Origin of the sequence: Streptomyces cinerochromogenes, assembly GCF_014648635.1 — a bacterium.
Taxonomy (GTDB): Bacteria; Actinomycetota; Actinomycetes; order Streptomycetales; family Streptomycetaceae; genus Streptomyces; species Streptomyces cinerochromogenes.
Window position 1 is genome coordinate 216,735 of record NZ_BMRM01000013.1, and the last position, 26,186, is coordinate 242,920.

Genomic DNA, 26,186 nt, shown 5'->3' on the forward strand with positions numbered 1-26,186 from the left:
CCCGGGCCCCGGGGCCCCGGCGCCGGTCCTCAGGACGCCGGTGTCCGCAGCACCGACCGGGCGACGAGGTCGCGCATCACCTCGCTCGGGCCGGCGGCGATGGTCGCCGCGCGGGCGTCGCGGTGGATCCGGGAGATCGCCGAGGAGTCCAGGTAGCCCGCCGAGCCCTGGAGCTGGAGGGCGGTGTCGGCCAGCCGGCACGCCAGTTCCGTCGTGTGCAGCTTGGCCATCGAGCACTCGGTGGCCGGCAGTTCCCCCTGCGCGTAGAGCCAGGCGGCGTGGTAGACGAGCTGGCGGGCCGCCGCGAGGTCGGTCGCGAGGTCGGCGATGCGGTGCGCGGGAGCCTGGAGATCGGCCAAGTGGCCCCCGAAGGCCCGGCGTCCGGTCAGGAAGCGCCGGGTCTCCTCAAGGCAGCGGTCCATGCCGCCCAGCGCCGCCGCTGCCGCCACGAGACGCTCCAGCTGCAACCCCCGCATGAGTTGGTAGAACCCGCTGCCGGGCCGCCCGAGCAGGCAGCCGGCCGGCACCCGCACCCCGTCGTAGGTCACCGTGGCCGTCCCGGCGGAGCGCCAGCCGAGCGTCGTCACCGGCTCGGTGGTGATGCCGGGCAGCCGGGCGTCGACCACGAGGAGCGAGAGTCCCGTCGTACCGCGCGGCCCGGAGTCGGCGGGAGGCGAGGTGCGGACGGCGACGACGTGGAAGTCGGCGGTCGTGCCGTTGCTGACCATGGACTTCACCCCGCGCACCACGAAGTGATCCCCGTCCGGTTCCGCCGTGGTGACGAGCCCCGACAGGTCCGCGCCCGCGCCGGGTTCGGTGATCGCCAGGGCGGCCACCCGTTCGCCGCGCACCGCGGGCGCGAGGCAGTCGCGGTCCAGGCCCGGGTCGCGGGCCTGCGCCAGATAGTGCGTGGCCATGTAGGCGTGCACCGAGACCGCCGCCCGGAAGCCGCCGAACCCGGTGCGCCCGAGTTCCTCCAGGAACACCACCGACGTGAACAGGTCCTGCTCGGTGCCGCCCGCCCGCCGCGGGTGCAGCAGTCCCAGCAGGCCCTCGTCGCCGAGGACCTTCCACGCCGTACGCGGCAGTGCGCCGTCCCGCTCCCAGGACTCGCCGGCCGGCAGGACGAGCGCCTCCAGCACCGCGCGGACCCACGTGCGGAACTCCTCGTGCCGTTCGGTCAGGTGGACGGATCGGGTCATCCGGCGGCTCCGAGTTCGCGGTTGAGCAGGTCCACCACACCGGCGGACGGGTCGGACAGGAAGAAGTGGCCCCCGCTCACCTCGTGGCCCCTGAACCCGGCGGACGCCAGACGCCGCCACGCCCGTACGGCGCCGCGCGGGGCGACCGGGTCGGTGTCGCCCCACAGCACGGTGACCGGGACGGGGACGGGACGCGGCGGGTGCGCCGGCCATGTCTCGGCCAGCCGTACGTCGGCGCGCAGCGCGGGTTCGAGCAGCCGGAACAGGCCGGGACTGGCCAGGACCTCCTCCGGTGCACCGCCCAGGTCCCGCAGGCCGGCGGCGAACTGCGGCCCGGGCAGGTGGTGGATGGCCGGCAGCGCGCGGGCGACGCCCGGGGCCCGGCAGGCGGAGATGACGACGCGCTCCGGCGGACGGCTCAGCGCGGCGGTCACCGTCTCGTACGCCAGCATGCCGCCCATGCTGTGCCCGAAGAGGACGTACGGGGAGGGGACGTGCCGCATCAGTGCGCGGCCGAACGCGTCGGCCAGCGTGTCCCAGTCGGACAGGGGTGTCTCGCGCAGCCGGCTCTCCCGGCCGGGCAGCCGTACCCACACCGGCTCCACGTCGGGGGGCAGCGCCTCGGTCCAGTGCCGGAAGACCGCGGCGCCGCCGCCCGCGTACGGCAGGCCCACCAGCCTGATCCGGGCGGCGGGCCGGTGGAGGGGGCGGTGGAACCACCGGCCGGCGGACGTCACCGGGACCGGGCCGGTTCGGAAGGGGGCTCGCCGGAGGCCTCGACGGCGGCGGCCAGCGCGCCGAAGGTGCTCTCGGTGAAGATCATGTCCGGTTCCAGCACGTCCTCGCCGAGCTGCTCCTCCAGCCGGGCCAGCAGGCGCATCGCGATCAGCGAGTCGCCTCCGAGGTCGAAGAAGTCCGCGTCCGGCCGGACCGCCTCCGCGCCGAAGATGCTCGCCCAGATCCGGCTGAAGACCTCGACGCGGGCCGTGCGCGGGAGGGTGGCCGGGGGCACCGCTTCCGGCCGGGCCGGCGCCGTGCCGAGGTCGGTGGTGAGTTCGAAGCGGCCCGGGGCCGGGCTGCCGGGGAGCCTGCGCGCCAGCAGGTCCAGGAGTTCCGCCTCCAGCCGCCACATCACCGGCCCGGGGTCCGGGTGGTGCGCGGTCGCGGGCGGGGCGGAACCGGTGGGCGCGGGTGCGCCGGGGCGCCGGGCGTAGACGTTGACGCAGGCGGTGTCGGCCAGCCGGGCGTCCTGTTCGTGGACGACGGTGAAACCCCGGTGCTCCAGGGTCTTCGTGACGGACGCCAGGCGTCCCTCGATGTCGTGCACCTCCATCACGATCTGCCGGATGCCGTCCCACAGTTCGGGGCTGATGCCCCGCAGCACGTCCTCCTCGGCCTTCTCCACATCGATCTTGAGGAGGTCGATCCGGGTCAGCGCGTGGTCGGCGGCGATCCGGGCGAGCGTGGTGACGGCGACCCGCCGGTGCTCGCCGGCGAGCAGATCGGCGGCGAGCCGGTCGGCCATGATCCGGTCCTGCGGGTCCGCGCCCCCGGTGCCGGCGCCGGTGAGGAGATAGCCGCGCAGGGTCCGCCGGTCGTCGTCGGCGTCGGCGAACGCGCCGGACATCACGCTGTTGTGCGGGTAGTAGGTGAAGTCGGTCTCCCCCTCGGCGGCCCCGACGGCCTTGCCGACGACCGAGACGTCCGCCGCGTGCAGTTCGGCGTTGACGGCCACGGCGGCGGCGAGTTCGGCGAGCGGTTCGCAGGCGATGATCCGCGCTCCGGGGCTGCGGCGGGCCGCGCACAGGGTGAACATGCCGATGTTGGCCCCGACGTCGACGACGACGGCACCGGGGGGCAGCTCGACACCGTGCCGGAAGTAGACGTCGTCCACGAAGATCTCGCGGTGCAGGAAGTCGCTCTCGCTGCGGTTGACCCCGGCCACCCGCAGGTCGGCGGCGGGCTCGTGCCAGCTGAGGGTGCCGAGCCGGCCGGCCGCCTCCACGGCCGCCGAGCGGTACAGCAGCGGTGCCCGCTCGGGGTCGGGGACCAGGCGGACGACGCTCGCCCCGCCGCCGTCCGGTGTCTCCACGGCGGCGTCGGCCACGGCGGCGTGCTCGCGCAGCACCGCCACGAGCCGGCCGCTCCGGTCGGTGTCCTCGAACTGCCTCATGCGTCCTCCAGGACGTCGCTCAGGAACCGCTCGGCGATGCGGACCACCTCGGGGCCCGCGTCGAACGCGGTGAGGTGGTCGCCGGAGGGGCGGGTGACCAGCCGGGCCCGGGGCAGACGGGCCGCGACGTACTGCGATCCGGCGGGGTGGGCGGTGGTGTCGTCCCGGCTGGTCACCACGAGGGCGGGCTGGGCGGCCGACAGGTACGGGCGGGAGTCGTGGGACATGATCGCTCCGTTGAGCAGGCCGTAGCGGTGCAGCAGCAGCGGTGTCGCGTAGGGGTAGATGAGGTGGTGGGCGATGTCGGGGCGCATCGAGTCCAGCACCACGGGGCGGCGCATCAGCCGGTGCACGCCCGTCGCCTTCTCCTCGCTGCGGGCGGTCATCGCCATCATGGCCTGCATGTCCCGCTGGTGCTCGGTCCTGGGGGCCGCGTCCCGCAGGTCGTAGTCGCCGTGCCACAGGCTCAGCGAGCCGACCCGGTCACCGGCGGTGGCCGCCGCGGCCAGGGCGACGACCGCTCCGCCGCACAGTCCCATGACATGGGCGCCGGCGATGCCGAGGGCGTCGAGTACGGCGGTCAGGTCGCCGGCCTGGGAGGCGACGTCGTACGCGGCGAGCGGGGCGGGGCCGTGCCCGCCCGGTTCGGCGAACATCCCGCGGCTCTCCCAGGTCACCACACGGAACGGTCCGGCCAGCGCCCGCATCCAGCCCGCGGCGAGCCCCGCCGGCATGCCGCACGCCGTCACCAGGACGACGGCCGGGGCGTCCGCGGGCCCGGCCGACCAGCAGCGCAGCGGGGTGCCGTCACCGGCCCGGACCGGTATCGGCCCCTCGCCCCACCGCGCCGCCGCCGGACGTGCCGGTGCCCCCGCCCCGCCGGACCCGGCGTCCGGCCCGCCGTCCGTGGCGTCCCCGGCGCTCGCCCGGGCCAGGTGCCGGCTGAGGGCCAGCTCCACGGACCACAGACCGGCGGGATCGGTGACCACCTCCAGCCGGGGCAGTCCCAGGGACCCGGTGACGGCGTCCAGCCGCTCCTGGGACAGCGGGGCGCGGCCCTCGGAGGCGATCCGCAGGCCCGGCACCGCGCGGACGAGGGGGTCCGCGTCGAGGAGCGCCTCCGCCACCCCCGAGGGCCGGGGCCCCGGCGCGTCCATCACCGGGCCGCCGGCCGGGACCGGTGCGGGAACGGCACGCCCCGGGTGGTGTGTTCGGCGAGCGTGTTGTGGCCGTACCGGTCCTCGCCGCTGACCAGCACCGCGCCGTAGCGGTCCAGGCTCACCGTGCCGCCGTACTCCTCGATGACCTCGGTGTCCGGGTAGATCCGCACCGACGTCGGGACGTACCGGGCGGCGTAGCCCATCCTCATCTGCTTGCTCGTGCCGGCGTGCGGGTGGGAGGCGTGCATGAGGGTCGACCAGAAGACGATGAACTGCCCGGCCCGCATCTCCATGGACACGGCCTTCGACTCGTCCGGCTTGAAGTCCGGGTCGATCTGCAGTTCCCGGTAGTCGTATCCGAAGAAGCCGCGCCGCACGCCGTCCTTCACCACCGACGCGTTGCGTTCCGGGGCGTAGTGCATGCGCTTGGTCTCGTCGTAGTTCATGGACTCGTGGGTGCCGGGGATGAACTGCAGGCAGCCCATGTCGACGGTGGCCTCGCTGAAGGCGCACCACACGGTGATGGTGCCGCCGAACCGGGACTCGCCGGGCCACAGGATCTGCGGACTGCCGGAGGCGTTGGCGAAGGTGTCGGCCTGGTGCCAGTCGGTGCCCTCGTCGCCCGGGTTCTTGGGGAAGAACTCGGTGCGCCAGCACAGCACGTCGGGGCCGAGGATGCCGGCGACGCGGTCCACGATCTCCGGGCGGGTGATGTGCCGGGCGAGGAACCGGTGGTCGAGGTGGCGGTCGTAGTTGGCGATGTTGTTGCCACCGGAGACGGCGGCCTCGTCGCGGTAGACGGCGTGGCTGCGGTCGAGCAGCTCCAGCCGGGCCCGGCCCCACTCCTCGGCGATCTCCTCGGGTTCGTAGAGGGTGAAGGGTCCCGCGAAGCCGTCGCGGTGGAAGGCCGCCAGTTCCTCGGGGGTGAGGGAGAAGTCCGTGGTCTGCGCCGTCATGGTGTCTCCGTAAGGTGTCCGGCGCGCTGGGCCAGCGCGGCGTCGACGTGCGGGGTGAGCGCGCCCACCGTCGCCCCGCCGATCAGGACGGTGATGTCGAGGTCGGTCTGGAACTCCTCGTTGACCCGGGCGAACATCCGCACGAGGGTCAGGGACGTGCCGCCCAGCGAGAAGAAGTCCTCGTCGTCCCCCACGTGGGGCACGTCCAGCACGGACCGCCAGATCGCGGCGATCCGCCGTGCGGTGCCCCGGGCGGGGCCGGCCGCCGGGCCGGCGGGTCCGTCCGCGCCCCGCGGTGCGGGCAGCCGGGCCCTGTCGACCTTGCCGTTGCCGGTGAGCGGCAGTTCGGCCAGCGCGACGTACCGGGACGGGCACATGTGGGCGGGCAGCAGTTCCTCGGCGCGCTTGGCGAGTTCGGCGGCGAGGGACTCGGGGTCCGCGGCGGACTGCACGTACGCGATGAGCCGGACGTCGGCGTCGCCGTAGTCGTGGGCGACGACGACGGCACGCCGGACCTCGTCGTGACCGGCCAGCACCGCCTCGACCTCGCCCGGTTCGACGCGGTGGCCCCGGATCTTGAGCTGGTCGTCGACGCGGCCCAGATAGCCGTAGCCGCCCTCGGGCAGGGCGACGACCCGGTCCCCGGTACGCAGCCGGCGATGCCGTACGCCGTCGGCTCCGACGTGGACGACGAACCGCTCCGCCTCCAGTTCCGGGCGGCCCAGATAGCCGCGGGCCAGACCGGGGCCCTCGATGAACAGTTCGCCGGGCTCGCCGTCGGCGGGCGGCGTCCCGTCGTCGCCGAGCAGGTGGAAGGAGAGGTCGGCGAGCGGGGTGCCGATGGGGCTGGGTCCGCGCCGGTCCAGGTCGGCGCGGACCAGCCGGCGGTACGACGCGTGGACCGTGGCCTCCGTGATGCCGTACATGTTGACCAGCCGGGGGCGGTCGGTGCCGTAGCGGTCGGTCCAGGGACGCAGCGCCGCGACGTCCAGGGCCTCGCCGCCGAGGACGACCAGCCGCAGCGCGCCCGGGTCGGCCGCGGTCCGCAGGTCGGCCGCCACGAGCGCGTGGAACGCCGACGGGGTCTGGCTGAGCACGGTGACGCCCTCGGTGCGCAGCAGGGCGCGGAAGCTCTCCGGCGCCCGGGCGGCCTCCCGGGGGACGATCAGCAGGCGCCCGCCCGACAGCAGCGGACCCCAGATCTCCCACACGGAGAAGTCGAACGCGGCGGAGTGGAACATCGACCACACGTCGTGCTCGTCGAAGGCGAGGTGCTCCCCCACGACGTCGAACAGGCGCAGCACACTGTGCTGTTCCACGAGGACGCCCTTGGGATCGCCGGTGGACCCGGAGGTGTAGATGACGTACGCGAGGTCGTCGCCGTCCCCGGCGGTGTCCGGGGCGGTGGTCCCGGCCGGCTCGCCGGGCACCCGGTCGAGGGTGACGAGGCGCAGGCCGGGGGGCTGCCGCGCTCCCGTCAGCAGGTGTGCGGTGGCGGTGGTGACGACGGCCAGACCGGAGCCGCTGTCGCGGACCGTCCAGGCGATGCGGGCCGGCGGGTACTCCGGGTCGATCGGCAGGTAGGCGGCGCCCGCCTTGAGGATGCCGAGCATCCCCACGACGAGGTCCGTGCGGCGCGGTGTCAGCAGGGTCACCAGCGAGCCCCGGCGCGCGCCCGCCCGGACGAGTTCCTCGGCGAGCGCGTCCGAGCGCGCGTCCAGTTCGCGGTAGGTGAGGTCACCGTCCGGCGCGGTGACCGCTGTCCGGTCCGGGAATTGCGCGACCGCACCCCGGAACGCCTGGGGGATCGTTCGGGCTGCCTGGGGCATCCGTCCTCCTTGTGTGTCGGCTCGGTTCCTGCGGGACGTCGGCGTGCTCCGGGACGGGACGTGACCGGCCGGCGGCGGTCAGGGCTCCATGGCGCGGCGCAGGCTCAGCGGCCGCATGTCGGTCCACCGGGTCTCGATGTCGGCGAGGCACTCGTCCTTGGCCGCGGCCTGGCCGACCGCCCGCCAGCCGGCGGGAACCTCTCGGCCGGCCGGCCAGATGGAGTACTGCTCCTCGTCGTTCACGACGACGACGTACTGCTCGGTCACGGCGTCGGTCATGTCCGCTCCCTGTGGGTCGGTCCGGTTCGGTACGTGCTGCGTGCCGCGTGGTGCGCGATGCGTGCCGCGCTGCGAGCGGCGTGGTGCTTGTCGTGTGCCGTGCGCGGCGTGCGGCGGGAACGCTCCGCTCGCACGTCGGGTGATCTTGACGGCAGCTTGCCAGCCGGGGCGGCCGGGCGAGAGTCGGGAAGCTCCCGCACAGCCCTCATGGCCGGGTGTCCGGTGCGGTGTCGGGGAGTTGCCGGGCTTGCCCCTCGCCGGCCAGCAGCTGCGCCACCTGGTCGTCGGACAACTCGGCCAGCCAGCCCAGCACTTCGTCCAGTTCCTCGCCGTCGGTCTGGGCCAGCTGGCGGGTCTGGACCAGGGCGGCCAGGCGCTCGATGGTCAGCGGGCCGCCGCCCAGCAGCTCCCCGACCGGCAGCTCCAGCCCGAACACGGCGCGGATGCGCACGGCGAGCCGGGTGGCGAGCAGCGAGTGGCCGCCGAGGGCGAAGAAGTCGTCGGTGACGGAGGGCTGTTCGCTGCCCAGCACCTCCCTCCAGATGCCGGCCAGCGTGCGTTCCACGGCGTCGCGGGGGGCGATCCGGGCCTGCGGTCCCGGGCGGCCGGCGACCTCGTGGGCGCTCGGTTCGGGCAGCGCGGCCACGTCCAGTTTCCCGTGCGGTCCGACCGGCAGCCGGTCCACCAGGCACACGGCGTCGGGCAGCAGCCCGGGGGGCAGCCGCTCGGCCAGGAAGGCGCGCAGTTCGCGGGGGTCCGGTGCCGGGGCCGTCCCGGCGACCGCCCAGGCCAGCAGCCGGGGCCGGCCGTCCGGCCCGGGACGGGCCGCCACCACGGCGGCCCGGACCGCGGGATGGCGGCCGAGGACGGTCTCGATCTCCCCGGCCTCCACACGCTGTCCGCGGATCTTGTACTGCCGGTCGGCCCGGCCGAGGAACTCCAGCCTCCCGTCGGGCAGGTGGCGCCCGCGGTCACCGGTGCGGTACAGCCGGGCACCGGGGACGAAGGGGTGGGGGACGAACCTCTCCGCCGTGAGCGCCGGCTGCCCGAGGTAGCCGCGGGCCGGTGCGAGCCCGCCGATGTACAGCTCGCCCGGCGCCAGGGGCGGGGCGAGGTGTCCGGCGGCGTCCAGGACGTACACCTCGGTGCCGGCGATCGGCCGCCCGATGGGCAGGCGGGCGCCCGCGTCCGGCGGCAGGGGTACCGGATGGGCGGTGACGTCGATGGCCGCCTCGGCGGGCCCGTACAGGTTGTGCAACCGGACCCCGGGCAGAACCCGGGCGAAGCGCTCGGCGAGGGCCACGGTCAGTTCCTCACCGCTGCACACCACCCGGCGCAGCACGGACGCGCAGGACGCCGCCAGGGGTTCCTCCAGGAAGGCGTCGAGCATGGACGGCACGAAGTGGCAGGTGGTGATCGCGTGCCGGGTGATCAGGCGGGCGAGGTAGGAGGGGTCGCGGTGCCCCTCGGGGCGGGCCAGGACCACGGTGGCGCCGGTCGTCAGCGGGGCGAGGAGTTCCCAGCCGGCGACGTCGAAGCTCACCGGTGTCTTGTGCAGCACGGCCTCGCCGGGGCGCAGCCCGTACTCCTGGTGCACCCACACCAGGCGGTTGGCGAGCGCGGCGTGCGTGGTCATGACCGCCTTGGGTTCGCCGGTGGAGCCGGAGGTGTGCAGGATGTTCGCCAGGTGTGCGGGCCGCACCCGGGGCGCCGGTTCCTGCCGGGCGAGCGGCTCGTCCGCGGGGTCCGGGCCGAGCACGGCCGGTGCGGTGGCGGTGTCGCCGAGTGCGGACAGCGAGCGGCGCGCCGTCTCCTCCGTGCCGATGAGCACCCGGGGGGAGGTGCCGGTCAGCTGCCGGGCGAGCCGGGCCGGCGGGTGGGTGGGGTCGAGCGGCACATAGGCGCCGCCCGCGACCAGTACCGCGCACACCGCGACGACGAGGCCCGGCGAGCGGGGCAGGCACACGGCCACCGGCTGGTCCGGGCCGACGCCGAGCGCGTTCAGCCGGGCGGCCAGACGGCGCACGCGCGTCATCAGCTCGCGGTAGGTGAGTGCCCCCTCGTCCCAGACGACCGCCCGGACGTCCGGGTGGTCACGGGCAACCCGCTGGAGGAGGTCGTGCACGATGCCCTCGCCGAGGGCGGGGGGACCGCCGTCGCAGACGGCGCGCACCCGTTCCCGGGCCTCTTCGTCCGTCAGCAGCGGCAGGTCGGCGACAGGGGTGGCGGGCCGGGCGAGCAACGCGGCCAGCAGGCTCGGCAGGCGGTCCATGAGACCGGCCACGGTCGCCTCGTCGAAGAGGTCGGCGGCGTACACCGCGTGGCCCGCGAGCGAGCCGTCCGGACGCTCGCCCAGATGCACCGAGAGTTCGAACTGGGCGCCCGGCGAGGGGAGTTCGAACGGCTCGGCCCGGACGCCCGCCGCCTCCCAGGGTTCGACGGGGAGATTCTGCAGCACCAGCAGCGTGCGGACGACGGGGGCCCGGCTGCCGTCGGGCCGTCCGCCGAGCGCGCGGACGATGTCGTGGAACGCGTTTCCCGGGTGGCCGTGGACGGCGAGACAGGCGGCGCGCACCCGGTCGAGGACGGTCGCGAAGTCCGCCGGGGCGGGCGCCGGGCCGTCGTCGCGCGGTCGCAGGCTGACGCGGATCGGCACGGTGTCGGCCAGCAGACCCACGTACGCGGTGTCCTCGGCCCGCCCCCGGCCGGACACGACCGTGCCGACCACCATGTCGTCCTGGCCGCTCCACCGGCCGAGCAGCACCCCGAACGCCGCCATCAGCACCATGAACGGGGTGGCCGCGTGCTCCGCCGCCAGCGCGCGCAGCCGGCCGGCGAGGTCGGCGTCGACGTGGACCGGTACCGCTGCCCCGCGCCAGGTCGGCAGGGCGGGCGCCGGTCGGTCGGTGGGCAGGGCGACCGGCTGTGCCGTGCCGATCTGCCCCCGCCAGAACGCGGCGTCGGCCTCGCCGAAGGCGGGGTGGGGCGCCGGTGGCCTGCCGGCGGCCGGGCGCGGCGGGGCCCCGCCCTGTGTCGCCCGCCGGTAGTCCTCGGCGAGCCGGCGCAGCAGCAGGCCCAGGGACCAGCCGTCCAGCACGATGTGGTGGGCGACGAGGCCGAGCATCCAGCGCGCCGGCCCCAGCCGGACCAGCAGCACCCGTACGAGCGGACCGGCGGCGAGGTCGAACGGCTCGGCCGCCAGTCGCGCGAGGAGTTCACGGGCACGCGCCTCACGGCCGGCGTCGTCGTGCGGACCGGGTGCAACCACCAGGTGACCGGGCGAGTCCGCCATGGGACCGGGCGAGTGCGCTGCGGGAGGGGGCGGGTCCGCCACGGGACCGGACAGGTCCACCACGGCCGGCCGAGGGCTGTCGTCGGCCGGCCGGACCTCCACCGTGGGCAGACCGTCGGGTCCCGCCGGGAACACCGAGCGCAGCACGGGTGTCGTGGCGAGGAGCCGGACGAGGCACTCCTGGAACACCTCGCTGTCCAGTGGTCCAGTGAGGTCCAGTCCGCCCGCGATGTGGTAGGCGCCGCCCGCTCCCATCCGGTCCAGCAGCCACATCCGCTCCTGAGCGGCCGTCAGCCCCGGGGGTCCGTCGGCGGTGGGTCCGTCCTGCTCCTCCTGCGGGAGGCCGGCGAGTTCCCGGGGGGTGAGTCCGCCGAGCAGGGCGGCGAGGGACACGGCGGCCTTGTGCTCCTCCCGCAGCGCCGCCAGCAACCGCATTGCGCGCAGCGAGTCCAGGCCCTGCGCGACCAGCGGTACGTCCGGGTCGAGGGCGGCCGGTGACGTTCCCAGCTCGGCGGTGACGAGCCGGAGGAGGCCGGAGGGCAGCGCGGCGGAGGCGGGCGGGGCAGTCGGCTCCGCCCGGACGGCCGGGGCGGCCGGGGTGGCCGGGGCCGCCGGGGATGCGGCGATGGGCGGGAGGTGACCGGCCAGCCATCGGGTACGGCACTCCGCCCGGCGGATCTTGCCGCTGCTGGTCCGCGGGATCGCGCCGAGCCGCACCAGGACGACCTCGTCGACGCTCACCCCGTGCCCGTCGGCCACGCTCTGCCGTACCGCCGCGGTGATCCCGGCGACGTCGTCACCGGACGGCCGCCCACGGACCTCGTGGACCAGGACGATCCGGCTGCCGGCCTCGTCGTCCACGGCGAACGCGGCGCTCCGCGCGGGCCGGAGCGCCGGGTGCGCGGCCTCCGCGGTCTGTTCGAGGTCCGGAGCGTAGTGGTTGCGCCCCCGGACGATCATCAGGTCGTCGTCGCGGCCGGTGAGGAAGAGGTCGTCGCCGTACCGGAAGCCCAGGTCCCCGGTGCGCAGGAACGCGCGTCCGGGGTGGCCGTCGGCGCGGGCGGCGAAGGTGTCGCGGGTCTGCCGGGGCCGCTGCCAGTAGCCGAGCGCCACCGTCGGCCCGCTGACCCACACCTCGCCCACCTCGCCGTCGGGCAGCGGGCGGCCCGTGGCGGGGTCGGCCACGAGCATGACGTCCTCGCCGGCGGCCCAGCCGCAGCCGACCAGTTCGCGGGTCCGCGGGCCGTCGGGCGCGACGACGGCCCGGCCCGCGTCCAGCGCGGCGCGCTCCACCCGCAGCCGGGCCGCGTCGCCGGTGCCGCGGGCCCTGCCGGAGACGAAGAGCGTCGCCTCGGCGAGGCCGTAGCAGGGGACGAAGGCCGACCGGCGGAAGCCGGTGCTCTCGAAGGTCTCGGCGAACCGGTCGAGGGTGGCGCCGCGCACCGGTTCCGCGCCGACCAGGGCGTGCCGCAACGCGGAGAGGTCCAGGACGCGGCGTTCCTCGGGGGTGACCCGCCGGACCGCCTCACCGTAGGCGAAGTCGGGTGCGGCGGTGACCGTGGCGCGGGTGCGGGTCAGTTCGTCCAGCCAGCGTGCCGGACGGTACATGAAGGCGAGCGGGGACAGCAGGGTGCACGGGAAGCCGGTGTGCAGCGGTTGCAGGATGCCGCCGATCAGCCCCATGTCGTGGTACGGCGGCAGCCAGCTGACGCCCCGGCTGTCCTCGGTCAGCCCGAGGGCGCGCGCGATGACGGCGGAGTTGTGCACCAGGTTGCCGTGGCTGACCATGACGCCCTTGGGGCGCCCGGTGGAGCCGGAGGTGTACTGGAGGAACGCCAGGTCGTCCAGGGCGGGGCGGTGCTCGGTCCAGTCCTCGGCCCGGGCCGGGTCGACGGCGTCTCCGGCCGCCCAGTGCACCGTACCGTCCGCACCGGGTTCCTCCCGCGCCCCGCCCGGCCCGGACAGGAATTCACCGTCGGCCAGGGCGAGTTCCGCGCCGGCGTCGGCGATCACGGCGGCCAGCCGTTCCCGGCCGCGCGCTCCGGTGGGCGGGTAGACGGGCACGGCCACCGCGCCGGCGTACAGGCAGCCGAGGAAGGCGCTGACGTAGTCCGGCCCCGGCTGATGCACGATCAGGACCCGGGCCCCCGGGCTGACGTGCTCCTGGACGAGCGCGGCGACGGCACGGGCCCGCCGGTCGAGTGCGGCGTGGTCCAGAGGCAGCCGGGCGTCCTCGCCCAGCACGAACTCCAGGGCGAGACGGTGCGGCGCCGTCGCGGCCCGCTCGCGCAGCAGTTCCACGAAGCCGGCGCTCATCGGCCCTCCTCCGCCTCGTGTTCGCCGATCAGGTGTCGTGCGGCGCGCTGGATGGGCACGGGTTTCGCCGCCGTGTCCGCGGCCCGGTCCAGCAGGTCGGCGACGGCGGCGACGGTGGGGGCGCGCAGCAGGGCGCCGACGGACAGCTCGCCGCCGGGCAGCGCCCGCAGCCTGCCGACCAGTTGGACGGCCAGGAGGGAGTGGCCGCCCAGGGCGAAGAAGTCGTCGTGGACACCGATGCGGTCGACCCCGAGGACCTCGCACCACACCCGCGCCACCGCTCGTTCGGTCGCGGTGCGCGGCGCCACGAATCCGGTGGCCAGCGTCGGGCGCAGTCCGTCGGGCGCGGGCAGGGCGGCACGGTCCAGCTTGCCGGTGCGGCCGAGCGGCCACTCCTCCAGGACGACCAGCGAAGCCGGGACCATGAAGTCGGGCAGTGTCCGGGCGAGGTGCTCGCGCAGGCCGGCGACGAGGAGCCGCTCACGTGCCGCCCGCTGCGGGTCGTTGGTGTACGCGGCCCAGCCACCGGTGTCCCCGCGGGGGGTGGGCAGCGGGGCGGGAGTGGCGGAGCCCGCCGGTGTCGGGGCGGAACCCGCGGGCGCCGAAGCGGAAGCCGCTGGTGACGAGGCGGAAACCGCAGACGCCGAGGCAGAAACCGGAGACCCCGAGGCGGGAACCGCGGCCCCCGAGGCGGCGGTGGCCGCGGGCGCCGGGGCAGGAGCCGGCGGCCCCGGGACGGGAGCCACGGACGCCGTAGCGGAGGCCGCCGGTCCCGAGGCGGGAGCCGAGAACTCCAGGTCCAGTGTGCCCGGTTCGGCTCCCAGGCGGGGCGTCATCGTGCGGCCGGTCGTGCGGGTGTGTTCGGCGAGGGCGGCCGGGTCGGCGGCGGGGGTGTCGGGGCCGGTGGCCAGGGTGCGGCGCAGGTCGTCGACGGTCTGGTCGTCGCCCGCCGCGCGCAGCGCGCGGACGGCGTGCAGGTCCGCGGCCAGCCGGGCGTCGGGGACGGCGCGCCAGCCGAAGGGGCGCGGCTCGCCGGCACCGGGGAGCGCGGCCGGTCCGGGCCAGGGCCGCCAGTCGGTCGCCGGGGCGGGGGGCGCCCCGGGCGGCCGGGCGGTGAGGACGACGTCGTAGCGGAACCGGGTCAGTTCGTTGCGGTACGGCGAGGTCTTGGCCAGGACGGTGACGTCGGCGTCGGTGCCGGCCACCGCCTCGAACAGGGCGGGGTGCACGAGGAGTTCCTCCTCGCGTGCCGCCTGCCGCGCCACCAGCCGGCGCAGCGCGCGCACGGGGGTGTCGGGCGGGAGCCGGTGCAGGAGGAGGGAGGTGTGCAGCGCGTCGAGCAGGAGCAGGTTGCGTACGTCGCCGAGGAACAGGTGACCGCCCGGGGCGAGCAGGGACAGCGCCCCGCGCACCACGCGCACCAGGTACTCGGCGTCGGGGAAGTACTGGACGACCGAGTTGAGGACCACGGTGTCGAAGCCGCCCGCGGGCAGGCCGGAGAAGTCGTCGGCGGCCCGCCGCGAGAGCTGCACGTGCGTGCCGGCGAACCGCTCGGTGTGGGGGCGCAGCCGCTCGATGACCTCGGCGGAGACGTCGGTGCCGTGGTAGAGCGCGCAGTCGGGGGCGATCCGGAACAGCAGCAGCCCGGTGCCGCAGCCGATCTCCAGCACCCTGCGCGGGCGCAGCGCGCCGATCCGCGCCACCGTCTCCTCGACCCAGGCCCGCATCTCGGTGTCGGGGATGGGGTCGCCGGTGGCGGAGTCCACCCAGCCGACCGTGTCGAACGTGGGGTCCTCGGGGCGGGAGTCCCGGTAGGTCGCGTCGAAGACGGTGCGCCACCGGTCGACGTGTGCGGCGTGCTCGACGGAGGGCTCCTCGCGCGGACCGGCCGCCCGCGCGCGCAGGCCGACGTAGGCGGCGAGCTGGAGGTCGCCCGCCGCGTCCCGGTACGGCTCGACCGCCGCCCGCTCGACGGCCGGGTGGGCGCCGAGCACCGTCTCGATCTCGCCGGGCTCGATGCGCTGGCCGCGGATCTTGAGCTGGGAGTCGAGCCGGCCGAGGAAGTCGAGGGTGCCGTCCGGCAGCCAGCGGGCCCGGTCTCCGGTGCGGTACAGGCGCCGGCCGGGTTCGAAGGGGTCGGGCGGGAAGCGGTCCGCGGTGAGGGCGGGGCGCCCGCGGTAGCCGCGGCCCACGGGGAGTCCGCCGAGGAAGAGTTCTCCGGGCAGGCCGGGCGGCACGGGACGCAGCCGCTCGTCCAGGACGTACGTCCGCGCGCCCGCGATCGGCGTGCCGATCGGCAGCCGGGCCCACGCCTCGGGGTCGAGGCCCTCGGGCACGGTCCACGCGGTGACGTCGATGGCCGCCTCGGTCGGACCGTACAGGTTGTGCAGGGCCACCCCGGGCAGCACCTCCTGGACCCGGGCCGCGAGTCCGGGCGGCAGGGCCTCTCCGCTGCACACGATCCGCCGCAGTGGCCCTGCGCAGCCGGCGGCCGCGGGGTCGTCCAGGAAGATCCGTAGCATCGAGGGGACGAAGTGGCAGGTGGTCACGGCGTGTTCGCGGATCAGCCCGGCGAGGACGGCGGGGTCGCGGCGCCCGTCCCCGTCGGCCACCACGACGCGGGCTCCCACCGCGAGCGGCCAGAGCCATTCCCAGACGGAGACGTCGAAACCGAGCGGGGTCTTGTGCAGGACCGCCTCGCCGGGTTCGAGCGGGTACCGGTCCTGCATCCACCGGATCCGGTTGACGACGGCCGCGTGTTCGTTCACGGCGCCCTTCGGACGTCCCGTCGATCCGGAGGTGTACAGCACGTAGGCGCCGTTGCCGGGCAGGACCGTGACGCCGGGGCGGGTTTCGGGGGCGAGGCGGATCTCCTCGTCCGTCAGGCTGAGGACGGGCGGCGGCGCCGGCTGCCCTTCCTCCCGTGCGGCGGCGAGGAGGCGGCGGGCCGTCGTGCCGGTGTCGGCGAGCACCGCGTGGACCGCGGCGTCGGCGGCGAGCCGGGCAAGGCGCCGCGGGGGCAGCGCGGGGTCCAGGGGCAGCCAGGCCGCTCCCGCCTTGAGCACCCCGAGCATCGCGGCGATCGCGTCCGCCGACCTGGGCACGGCGATCCCGACCACGTCCTCGGGGCCCACGCCCCGCGCCCGCAGGCCGTGGGCGACCCGGTTCGCACGGCGGTCCAGCTCGGCATAGGAGACCACCTCGCCGTCGTGCACCACGGCGGGGGCCGAGGCCCGCTCGTCCGCCGTCCGCTCGAACAGCCCGGGCAGGCTCTGCCCGGCCACGTCGTACGCCGGTGTGCCGCACGCGTACCGGGTCACGAGGTCGCGGTCCTCGTCGCCGAGCACGTTCAGGTCCCGGACCGGGGTGTCCGGCCGGTCCACGCCGTCGGCCAGGAGCAGCCGCAGTCCGTGGGCGAGCCGGGTGACGGTGGACTCGTCGAACAGTTCCCGCGCGTACTCGATCCAGCCGGTGAGGCCGCCGTCCGGGGTGGGCGCCAGCTCGATCTCCAGCTCGAACTTGGCGGTCCCGGTCTGCACCGGCAGGACGGCCACCTCGAGGCCCGGCAGGTGCAGGCGGGGGCGGGGAGTGTTGTGCAGGACCAGCATGTGCCGTACCAGCGGCACCCGTGCGCCCGGGTCCCGCTCGGGCCGCAGGGCCTGCACGATCCGCTCGAACGGTACCTCCTGCCAGGCGTAGAGATCGGTGCAGGCCTCCCTGGCCCTGCCCACCAGGGTGCGCAGCGAGGGGTTCCCGCTCAGGTCCAGCCGCAGGGGCAGGGTGTTGACGAAGAACCCGATGAGCGGTTCGATCTCGGTGCGGTCGCGTCCGGCGACCGCGCAGCCCAGCAGGACGTCCTCGGCCCGGCCGGCCCAGCGGGCCAGCAGCGCGGCGAACGCGGCCGAGAGCACCATGAAGGGCGTGGCCCGCTCCCGGTCGGCGAACCGCTTGATCCGGGCCACCAGTTCCGGGGGCAGTTCCAGATCGGCCCAGCCGCCCGCGTACGACTCCTCGGTGCGCCGGGGCCGGTCGGTCACCAGGTCGAGCGGGGCGGCCCCGGCCAGCCGGTCGGTCCACTTCTCCAGCAGCTCGGTGTGGCGGGGTTCCCGGGTCAGCTGCCGCTGCCAGCGGGCGAAGTCGGCGTACTGCACGCCCAGGTCCGGCAGCGGCGAGGGGCGTCCCTGCTGGAACGCCTCGTAGAGGGTGCCGAGTTCGCCGATGAGGACACCGAGCGACCAGCCGTCGGCGGCGATGTGGTGCATGGACAGCTGCAGGAGGTGTTCGTCCGGGGCGAGCCGCAACAGCGCGCAGCGCAGCAGCCGGTCGCGGGCCAGGTCGAACGGGCGCGCCGCCTCCGCGGCGAGGTGCTCCCGCACGGCCGCCGAGCGCCGCTCCTCCGGCAGGCCGGACAGGTCCGTCTCGCGCAGGTCGACGGGGCCCGCCTCCTCCACGCGCGCCCAGGGCTCGTGCTCGCCGGGGAAGGTGGTGCGCAGCGACTCGTGCCGGCGCAGCACCTCGTCCAGGGCGCGGCGCAGCACGCGGGTGTCGAGGGCTCCGCGCAGCTGTGCGGCGCCGCTGATGGTGTACAGGGAGGAGCCGGGCCGGACCCGGTCGAAGAACCAGATCCGCTGCTGGGCGAAGGACAGTTCGGACCGTGTCCGGTCGGCGGCACCCGGCACGAGCGCCGCCCGGCCCGGCTGCCCGGCGCGCTCCGGCCGCCCGGCCTGCCCGGCCTCTTCTTCGAGGAGCCGGTCCAGCAGCCTGCGCTGGTCGGCGGTGAGGCGGGCGCTCATTCGGCCAGGCTCCTTTTCACCTGTTCCTCGGACATGGCGCCCACCTGGAGCACCAGGCGTGCGACCCGGTCGGCGTCCACGCCCTGCGTGTCCGCCGTCACCCGCAGGTGGGCGGCCAGGGCGGGCAGGGTGCTGGCGGCGAGGAAGCCGCGGATGGAGAGGTCCACCCGGAACAGGTCGCGGATCCGGGAGACCGCCTGGGTCACCAGCAGGGAGTGGCCGCCGAGTTCGAAGAAGTCGTCGCCCGCGCCGACCCGGTCCACCTTCAGCACCTCGGCCCAGATGCCGGCCAGCACCTCTTCCAGGGGGCCGGCCGGTGCGACGTAGGCGACGGCCTCGGGGCGGACGGGTGCGACGTCCGGGAGCGCGGAGCGGTCGAGCTTGCCGCTGGGCAGCAGGGGCAGCCGGTCCAGCAGGACGAAGGCCGACGGGACCATGTGCTCGGGCAGCCGCTCCCGCAGGAACCGGCGCAGCTCCCCTGAGCTGGGCGGCAGCGGGCTGGAGGCGGTGAGGTAGGCGACCAGCCGCTGGTCCGGCGCCTCCCCGCGCAGCAGCACCACTCCGCGTTCCACGTCCGGGTGCGCCGCGAGCGCGACCTCGATCTCCCCGGGTTCGATGCGCAGGCCGCGCAATTTCACCTGGTGGTCGAGGCGGCCGAGGAACTCCAGCTCGCCGGAGGAACGCCAGCGGGCCGCGTCACCCGTGCGGTACAGGCGGCCGCCCGGTACGGCACCGAAGGGGTCCGGCACGAACCGCCGGGCGGTCAGGGCCGGCCGGCGCCAGTAGCCTCGGCGTACGGCCGCGCCGCCGACGAACAGTTCGCCGCGCACGCCGACGGGCACCGGTTCGCCGTGCCGGTCGAGGACGTAGACCCGCTGGTTGGGCAGCGGCCTGCCCCACGGGATGCTGCCCGGGACGGGTTCGGGCCGGCGCACCAGGTGGTAGAGCGTGCAGTACGACGTCTCGGTCATGCCGGCCAGGTTGTACAGGCGGACACCGGGGACCAGGGCGGCCAGCCGGTCGGCCAGGGTCGGCGCGGGCCGGTCGCCGCCGAGCACGGCCAGCCGCAGGGCGCTGTCCGGCAGGCCGCCGTGTCCGCGGGCGTGGGCCACCAGCATCTCCAGCAGGGCGGGCGCGCTGCTCCACGCGGTGACGCCCGCCTCCCCGAGCAGCCGGCGCAGGCGTTCGGGGTCGGTGACGTCCTCGTCCCGGGGCACGACCACACAGCCGCCGGCCAGCAGCGGGCCGAAGATCTCGTACACGGACATGTCGTAGTTCAGCGAGGAGATCGCGAGCATGCGGTCGGAGGCGTCCAGGCCGAGGCGGTGGTTCAGGCCGAGGAGGGTGTTGACGACGCCGCCGTGCTCGTTGGCCGACCCCTTGGGCACGCCCGTGGAGCCGGAGGTGTAGATGACGTAGGCGAGGGTGCGTTCGGCGGCGAGGTCGGCCGGTGGATCGGTCCGGCGGCGGGTGGACTCCTCGACCAGGACCAGCCGGGGGCCGGTGCCGCCGTCGGGCGGGGCGAGCAGCCCTCCCGCCGCCACGGCCGCGTCGGTGATGACGACGGGCACCCGGGAGTCGTTGAGCATCAGCCGGACGCGCTGCTGCGGATAGCGGGGGTCGAGCGGCATGTAGCCCGCTCCCGCCTTGAGGATGGCGAGCAGGGCGACCACCATGTCCGCGGACTTCGGCAGGCAGACCCCCACCAGCTGTTCGGGGCCGGCACCGAGGTCGCGCAGCTCGTGGGCGAGCGCGTTGGCGCGTTCCACGAGTTCCCGGTAGGTGAGGGTGACCTCGCCGCAGGTCACCGCGGGGGCGTCCGGGTGACGGGCGGCCGTGCGGTCGATGAGGGGGTGCAGACAGCCGGCGGTGTCCGCGGCGCTCGCGTCGCCGTCGCCGGACAGGTCGTACAGGACGCGGTCGCGTTCCTCCGGGGAGAGCAGGGGCAGCCGGTCCACCGGCACCTCCGGGTTCCCGGTGGCCGCCGTCAGCACGTGCACGAACGCCCGCCCGACGGCCTCGGCCGTGGTGTCCGCGAACAGGTCGGTGCTGAACTCCACCCGGCCGCGCAGCCGTCCGTCCCCGGCCGCGACGAGGTCGAGGACGAGGTCGAACTTGCTGGAGCGGCCGCTGAGCACCACCTCCAGCTCCTCCGCCCGCACACCGTCGAGCGGCAGTCCCTCGGCCGGTGAGTCGCGCAGCGCGAGCATCACCTGGACGAGCGGGACCGGCCCCTGGGAGCGGTCCGGGGCGAGCGCCTGCACCAGGTGGCCGAACGGCACGTCCTGGTGGGCGTAGGCGTCGGTGCAGGTCACCCGCACCTGTTCGAGGAGCGTGGCGAACGACGGGGCGCCGTAGAGGTCCACCCGCAGCGGCAGCGTGTTGACGAAGAACCCGGCCAGCCGCTCCAGTTCGGGGTGGCTGCGGCCCGCCACGGGCGAGCCGATCACCAGGTCCGGCTGCCCGCTCCACCGGGACAGTACGACGGCGAACGCGGCGACGAGGACCATGTAGGGGGTGACGCCCGACCGTTCGGCCAGCACGCCCACCTCCCGCCACAGCCGCGCGGGCACGGTGAACGGCACCGAGGCACCCCGCCAGGTCCGCTCGGTGGTGCCCGGATGGTCGGCGGGCAGCTCCAGCACGGGGGTGTCACCGAGCCGTTCCCGCCAGTAGGCGAGCTGCTCCTCCAGCGGCCCCTGGTCGAGCCAGGCGCGCTGCCAGACCGCGTAGTCGGCGTACTGCACGTCCAGTTCGGGCAGGCCGTGCTCCACGCCGTCGCGGTAGGCGTTGTACAGCACCCCGATCTCGTGCTTGAGCACGTCCAGGGTCCAGCCGTCGGCGGCGATGTGGTGCAGGCTCAGCAGCAGCACGTGGTCGTCGTCGGCCAGGCGCAGCAGCCGGGCGCGCAGCATCAGGTCGCGGGTGAGGTCGAAGGGCCGGGACGCCTCGGCGCGGCAGCATTCGGCCACGGCGGCCTCCTGCTCCTCGGGGGCGGCCGTGCCGAGGTCGGTGACGGGCAGGGGCACGGGGCGGGGGCGTCCGACGCACTGCTCGGGCTTTCCGCCCTCGGCCGGGAAGGTGGTCCGCAGGGCCTCGTGGCGGCGCACGATCTCGGTGAGCGCCCGGCCCAGCGCCTCCTCGTCCAGTGGTCCGCGCAGCCGCATTCCGCCCGGCATGACGTAGGCGGTGGTGCCGGGGTCCGCCTGGTCGAGGAACCACAGCCGTTCCTGCGCGTAGGAGAGCGGGAAGCGTGGTTCGGGGCCCTGCCTCGGGCGGCGTACCGGGCGGTTCGCCGCGGACCGGCGCCGGGCCAGTTCCAGGGTGAGCAGGGCGCGGCGCTCGGCCGGGAGGGCGTCCACGCGTTCCCGGGGGTCCTGCGCGGTGCTGCGGGGGTCCCGCGCGGTGCTGCGGGGGTCAGCCATGTGCGACTCCTTCTGCCGCGAGCAACCGGCCGCCCACGGCGGCGTCGGCGTCCTCGACCAGGGCGGTGAGCATCTCGTCCTGCGACTGCTGGGGAAAGAAGTGGCCTCCGGGGAAGGTCCGCACGGTGTGGCCGGCCGTGGTGCGGCCGGCCCAGCCCTCGGCGGCCAGGCGCGCGTCGACGGTGGTGTCCCGCGCGCCGAGGTAGACGTGGACGGGGCAGTCGAGCGGCGGCGTCTCGTCCGCGGCCCGGCCGCCCACCAGGGCGAGGTCGGCGCGGACCAGGGGGAGCGTCTCGGCGAGGTACCGGGGGTCGTCGAGGAGTTCCGCGGTGGTGCCGCCCCAGGCCCGCAGCAGGCCGGTCAGATCCGCGTCGGACAGGGCGTCGAGGCCCGCGGGCAGCGGCCGGTCCGGCGGGTCACCGGCGGCGGCGACCAGGGCGGCCGGCCGCCAGCCGCGCTCGGCGCGCAGCAGCTGGGCGAGGTCGTGGGCGATGACCGCTCCCATGCTGTGGCCGTAGAGCAGCACCGGCCGGCCCAGCAACGGCACGACCTCGGCGGCGAGTTCGGCGCACAGCGCGTCCAGGTCGGTGCACGGCGGCTCGGCGGACCGGGCGCCGTGTCCGGGCAGTTCCACGGCGGCGATGCCCAGGGCCGGCGGAAGCCGGTCGGCCCAGCTCCGGAACTGGTGCGCGCCGCCGCCTCCGGGCGGCAGGCACAGCAGCCACATCCGGACCTCCTCGCTCCTGTACCAGAGCCGCAACGAGTTCATGGGGCCAGGGTCTTGGCGCGCCCGGGCGGGGAACAGTCGGGACATTCCCTTACCCCGGGGCCGGGCCCGTGGCGGGGTCCCATGGCCGGGGGGTCCATGACAGGGGGCCGGGCCGACGTGGTGCTGCCGACGTGGTGCTGCCGACGTGACGCTGCCGCGCAGGGGCCGCGCGGGCGGGACGGGGCGGGGCGGGGCGGGCAGGGACGGCAGCGCAGCCGGTGCGGCCCACGGAGCAGCTTCGGTTCCGGGTGCGGGCGGGGCCAGTCAGGAGAACTCCCGATTGGCGGGCCGTTGGCACCCTGACAGAGTCGGTCCATGACCTTGCGGACTGTGGCGTGCGGCATGCGCGGAAGCCTCCGGGCACCGGCGGGATCACCGCCGCCGGTGCGGCAAGGGGCAAAGGCAGCGCGACGGGCGCCGGTGGCGGCGCGGCGGATGGCCGTGACGGGCCGGCCCGCGTCATGACGCACCGGCCGGAGCCCCGCGATCCGGGGCCGATCGTGCCCGCCCGCCACGGGCCGGCACCGGTGCTGTCCTTCGCCCAGCAGCGCATGTGGTTCGCCGAGCAGCTGGCTCCGGACCGGCCCGTCTACAACGTCCCCGTCTCCGTCCGGCTGTCCGGCCCCCTCGACCAGGAGGCCCTGCGACGGGCCGTCACCTGGGTGATGCGGCGGCATGAGGTGCTGCGGACCGTGTACCCGCCGGACGGGGACCGGCCGGTGCCCCGGGTGCGGGAGATGACGCGGGCGGACCTGCCCCTGGTGGACCTGTCGGCGCTGCCCGGTGAAGCGGCCCGGGAAGAGGCGCTGCGGGCCCTCGTGGACAGCGAGTCGGAGCGCGTCTTCGACCTGGCGCGGGACGTACCGGCGCGCTGGCTGCTGGTCCGGCTCGGCGAGGAGGAGCACGCCCTGGTGGCGACGCTGCACCACATCGCCGCCGACGGCTGGTCCATCGGCCTGCTGCTGAGCGAACTCGCCGCGTACTACGCCACTCCCGTGTCGGCCTTGCGCGAACCGCCCGCCCTGCCGCTCCAGTACGCCGACTACGCCGCCTGGCAGCACGCCCGCTGGGAGGCGGGCGCGTTCGACGGGCAACTGGACTACTGGCGTGCGCGTCTGGCGGACCTGACGCCACTGGACCTGCCCGCCGACCGTCCGCGCGGCGCCGCCGGTCCACCGCGGGGCGGCCGGTTCACCATCGTGCTGGACGCCCCGCTCGCCATGGCCCTGCGCAAGCTGGCGGCGGAGCGGGACGTCACCCTGTTCACCGTCGCCCTCGCCGCGTTCCACCTCACGCTGGGCAAGCTGGCGGGCCAGGACGACGTGGTCGTCGGCACGCCCGTCGCCGGTCGCACGCGGATCGAGCTGGAAGAGCTGGTGGGTTGTTTCGTCAACACGCTCGCCGTCCGGGCCGACCTGTCGGGCGACCCCTCGTTCGCCGAGCTGCTCGGGGCGGTACGGGCCGAGGTGCTGGGCGCGCTCGGCCATCAGGACGTGCCGTTCGAGCGGGTGGTGGAGGCGGTGGCGGGCGAACGGGACCTGACCCGTACGCCGGTCTTCCAGGCCATGTTCACCTTCCAGGACGCCGTCGTGCCCATGCTCGACCTCGGCGGCCTGCGGATCGCGCCGCTGGCCACCGACCGGGGCGTGGCGCCGCTCACCGACGTCGTCTGCACCCTGACGGAGGACGGCGACCGGCTGTCGGCCTGCTTCGAGTTCGACGCGGACCTGTTCGACGAGTCGACCGTGGCCGGCTTCGCCCGCTGCTACCGCCGGGTCCTGGAGCAGGTGAGCGCGGACCCGCTCCGGCCGCTGTCCGGCGTCGACCTGCTGGACGACGCCGAGCGCCTGCGCGTGCTGACCGAGTGGAACGACACCGGCCGCCCGCTCCCCTCCGCCGCCGTGCACGAGCAGATCGCCGGACGCGCCCGGCACACCCCCGCGCCCGTCGCCGTCGAGGACGGGACACGGCGGCTGGACTACGGCGAACTCGACGAAGAGGCCGAGGAGTTGGCGCTCCGGCTCGCCGCCGAGGGGGTCGGTCCGGAGTCGGTCGTGGCCCTCGTCACCGAGCCCACCGCGGAGCTGGTGGTCGCGATGCTGGCCGTCCTGAAGGCGGGCGGGGCCTTCCTGCCCCTGGACCCCGGGTATCCGCCGGCCCGGCTCCGCAGCGTCCTCGGTCACGCGCGGCCCCACCTGGTCCTCGCCGACGCCGCCTCGGCCCGCGCGCTCGACGGCGTGGTGGCCGGCGACGCCCTGCGGGTCCTGGGCGCGTGGCCCGACGGCCGGCCCGCGCCGCCCCGAGCCCTGCCGGAGACGGCCCACGCGCAGAGCCTGGCCTGTGTGTTCTACACGTCCGGCAGCACCGGGACGCCCAAAGGTGTCGCCGTCACCCACGGCGCACTGGCCAACTACACTCGGGCCATGGTCGAACGGTTACAGCTGACCCGTGACGACCGCTTCCTGCAGCTGGCCTCGATCGGCTTCGACGTCCTGCTCGAAGAGGTGTTCCCGGCCCTGGCGGCGGGCGCGACCGTGGTGATGCCCGGCCACCCCCTCGTGGCCGCCGGGACGGACCTGACGGCGTACGTGGAGGCGCACGGCATCACCTGCCTGGAGCTGACCACCGCGTACTGGCACACCTGGGTGGACGACCTCACCGCCCGCCGCCGGAGCCTGCCGGCCTCGCTGCGGCTGGTCGCCATGGGCGGTGAGCAGGTGCTGGCGGACCGGCTGGCGGCCTGGCACGCCCTCGGCGTCCCGCTGCTGCACGTCTACGGCCTGACCGAGGTGACCTGCACGTCCACCGTGCACCTCGTGCCGGGCCGGGAGCCCGGGGACACCGGGGACGGCGGCTCCGGCCTGCCGATCGGCAGACCCCTGGACAACACCCGGGTCTACCTCCTCGACCGCCACCTGCGTCCCGTGCCGGCCGGGGTGCCCGGCGAGCTGTACCTGGGCGGCGCCGGGCTCGCCCGCGGCTATCTGCACCAGCCGGCGCGCACCGCCGACCGCTTCCTCCCCGACCCGTTCGACCCGGCGCCCGGGGCGCGGATGTACCGCACCGGCGACCTCGCCCGCCACCGGTCCGACGGCAGCCTCGACTTCCTGGGCCGCGTCGACAACCAGGTGAAGCTGCGGGGCTTCCGCATCGAACTCGGCGAGGTGGAGGCCGCGTTGGCCGAGCACCCCGGGGTGTCCGCCGCCGTGGCCGTCGTCCGTGAGGACCGTCCGGGCGACAGGCGACTCGTCGGCTACGCCGCACGCGCCACGCCCCCTGGAACCGACCCGGCAGGCCCAGCGGACGTAGCGGCCCCGGCAGACGTCGTGGCCCCGGCAGACGTCGTGGCCCCGGCAGCCCCGGCGCCGGCCCGAGCGGCCTCGACAGCCCCAGCCGCCCCGGCGGATCCCGACACCCCCGCCGACCCCGAGGCCCTGCGCTCCTTCGTCCGGGACCGGCTGCCCGCCTACATGGTCCCCTCCGCCGTCGTCGTCCTCGACGCACTCCCCCTGACCGCCAACGGCAAGGTGGACCGCGCCGCGCTCCCCGCACCGGGCCGGAACGCCCCCGCGTCCCCGGCGCAGCCCCCGCGCACCCCGATGGAGGACCGGCTCGCCGCGCTCTGCGCCGAGTTGCTGGACCGGGACGGCATCGGCGTGGACGACGACTTCTTCGCCCTCGGCGGCCACTCCCTGCTGGCCACCCAGCTCGTCACGCGGGTGCGGACGGAGTTCGCGGTGGACGTCTCGCTGCGCGCCTTCTTCGAGGCGCCCACTGTCGCCCGGCTGGCGGAGCAGGTCCTCACCCTGCAGGCCGCCGCCCTGGACGAGGCGGAACTCGACTCCCTGCTGGCCGAACTGACCGACGAATGACCCGTAGTGCCCCTGCCCGACATACGACCCGTACCGCCCCTGACCGACGCACGACCCGTACTGCCCCGACTAGCACCGCCCTGGAGAACAGCATGCTGGTACGCGCCCTTTCCGCGAGCG

12 protein-coding genes are annotated in these 26,186 nt (G+C 75.5%); 1 reads left to right on the plus strand and 11 read right to left on the minus strand.

Features of this window, described 5'->3' with window-relative positions:
- Positions 1 to 29: 29 nt before the first annotated feature.
- From IEZ20_RS25185 to IEZ20_RS25235, 11 genes are all read right to left on the minus strand, one after another.
- Positions 30 to 1,202 carry an acyl-CoA dehydrogenase family protein gene (locus tag IEZ20_RS25185; protein WP_189302624.1) on the minus strand — a complete coding sequence of 391 codons (1,173 nt, stop codon included), beginning with the start codon at positions 1,200 to 1,202 and terminating at the stop codon, positions 30 to 32.
- Positions 1,199 to 1,939 (minus strand): thioesterase II family protein, encoded by a 741-nt coding sequence (locus IEZ20_RS25190; protein ID WP_189302626.1) that lies wholly within the window; start codon positions 1,937 to 1,939, stop codon positions 1,199 to 1,201. The genes IEZ20_RS25185 and IEZ20_RS25190 overlap by 4 nt, the downstream gene beginning before the upstream one ends.
- Positions 1,936 to 3,375 (minus strand): FkbM family methyltransferase, encoded by a 1,440-nt coding sequence (locus IEZ20_RS25195; protein WP_189302628.1) that lies wholly within the window; start codon positions 3,373 to 3,375, stop codon positions 1,936 to 1,938. The genes IEZ20_RS25190 and IEZ20_RS25195 overlap by 4 nt, the downstream gene beginning before the upstream one ends.
- Complete coding sequence (locus tag IEZ20_RS25200) at positions 3,372 to 4,532, minus strand: alpha/beta fold hydrolase (RefSeq protein ID WP_189302630.1); 1,161 nt, start codon at positions 4,530 to 4,532, stop codon at positions 3,372 to 3,374. Before IEZ20_RS25200 ends, IEZ20_RS25195 begins: the two co-directional genes overlap by 4 nt.
- A complete protein-coding gene (locus tag IEZ20_RS25205; protein WP_189302632.1) occupies positions 4,532 to 5,491 on the minus strand; it encodes a chlorinating enzyme in 960 nt (319 codons plus the stop codon). The genes IEZ20_RS25200 and IEZ20_RS25205 overlap by 1 nt, the downstream gene beginning before the upstream one ends.
- On the minus strand, positions 5,488 to 7,320 hold the full coding sequence (locus tag IEZ20_RS25210; protein ID WP_189302634.1) for an amino acid adenylation domain-containing protein: 1,833 nt from the start codon (positions 7,318 to 7,320) through the stop codon (positions 5,488 to 5,490). Before IEZ20_RS25210 ends, IEZ20_RS25205 begins: the two co-directional genes overlap by 4 nt.
- 78 nt (positions 7,321 to 7,398) lie before the next feature.
- Complete coding sequence (locus IEZ20_RS25215; RefSeq protein ID WP_189302636.1) at positions 7,399 to 7,599, minus strand: MbtH family protein; 201 nt, start codon at positions 7,597 to 7,599, stop codon at positions 7,399 to 7,401.
- Between the two features lie 205 nt (positions 7,600 to 7,804).
- Positions 7,805 to 13,207, minus strand: a complete 5,403-nt coding sequence (locus tag IEZ20_RS25220; protein WP_189302638.1) for a non-ribosomal peptide synthetase — start codon at positions 13,205 to 13,207, stop codon at positions 7,805 to 7,807.
- On the minus strand, positions 13,204 to 18,000 hold the full coding sequence (locus IEZ20_RS25225) for a non-ribosomal peptide synthetase (protein ID WP_189302641.1): 4,797 nt from the start codon (positions 17,998 to 18,000) through the stop codon (positions 13,204 to 13,206). Before IEZ20_RS25225 ends, IEZ20_RS25220 begins: the two co-directional genes overlap by 4 nt.
- Positions 17,997 to 21,425 carry a non-ribosomal peptide synthetase gene (locus tag IEZ20_RS25230; RefSeq protein ID WP_189302643.1) on the minus strand — a complete coding sequence of 1,143 codons (3,429 nt, stop codon included), beginning with the start codon at positions 21,423 to 21,425 and terminating at the stop codon, positions 17,997 to 17,999. The genes IEZ20_RS25225 and IEZ20_RS25230 overlap by 4 nt, the downstream gene beginning before the upstream one ends.
- Positions 21,418 to 22,194 carry a thioesterase II family protein gene (locus IEZ20_RS25235; protein ID WP_189302645.1) on the minus strand — a complete coding sequence of 259 codons (777 nt, stop codon included), beginning with the start codon at positions 22,192 to 22,194 and terminating at the stop codon, positions 21,418 to 21,420. Before IEZ20_RS25235 ends, IEZ20_RS25230 begins: the two co-directional genes overlap by 8 nt.
- Before the next feature lie 461 nt (positions 22,195 to 22,655).
- Between IEZ20_RS25235 and IEZ20_RS25240 the strand changes: the two genes are divergently transcribed.
- Entirely contained in the window at positions 22,656 to 26,066 is a 3,411-nt protein-coding gene (locus tag IEZ20_RS25240; protein WP_189302647.1) for a non-ribosomal peptide synthetase, read from the plus strand.
- Positions 26,067 to 26,186 lie beyond the last annotated feature (120 nt).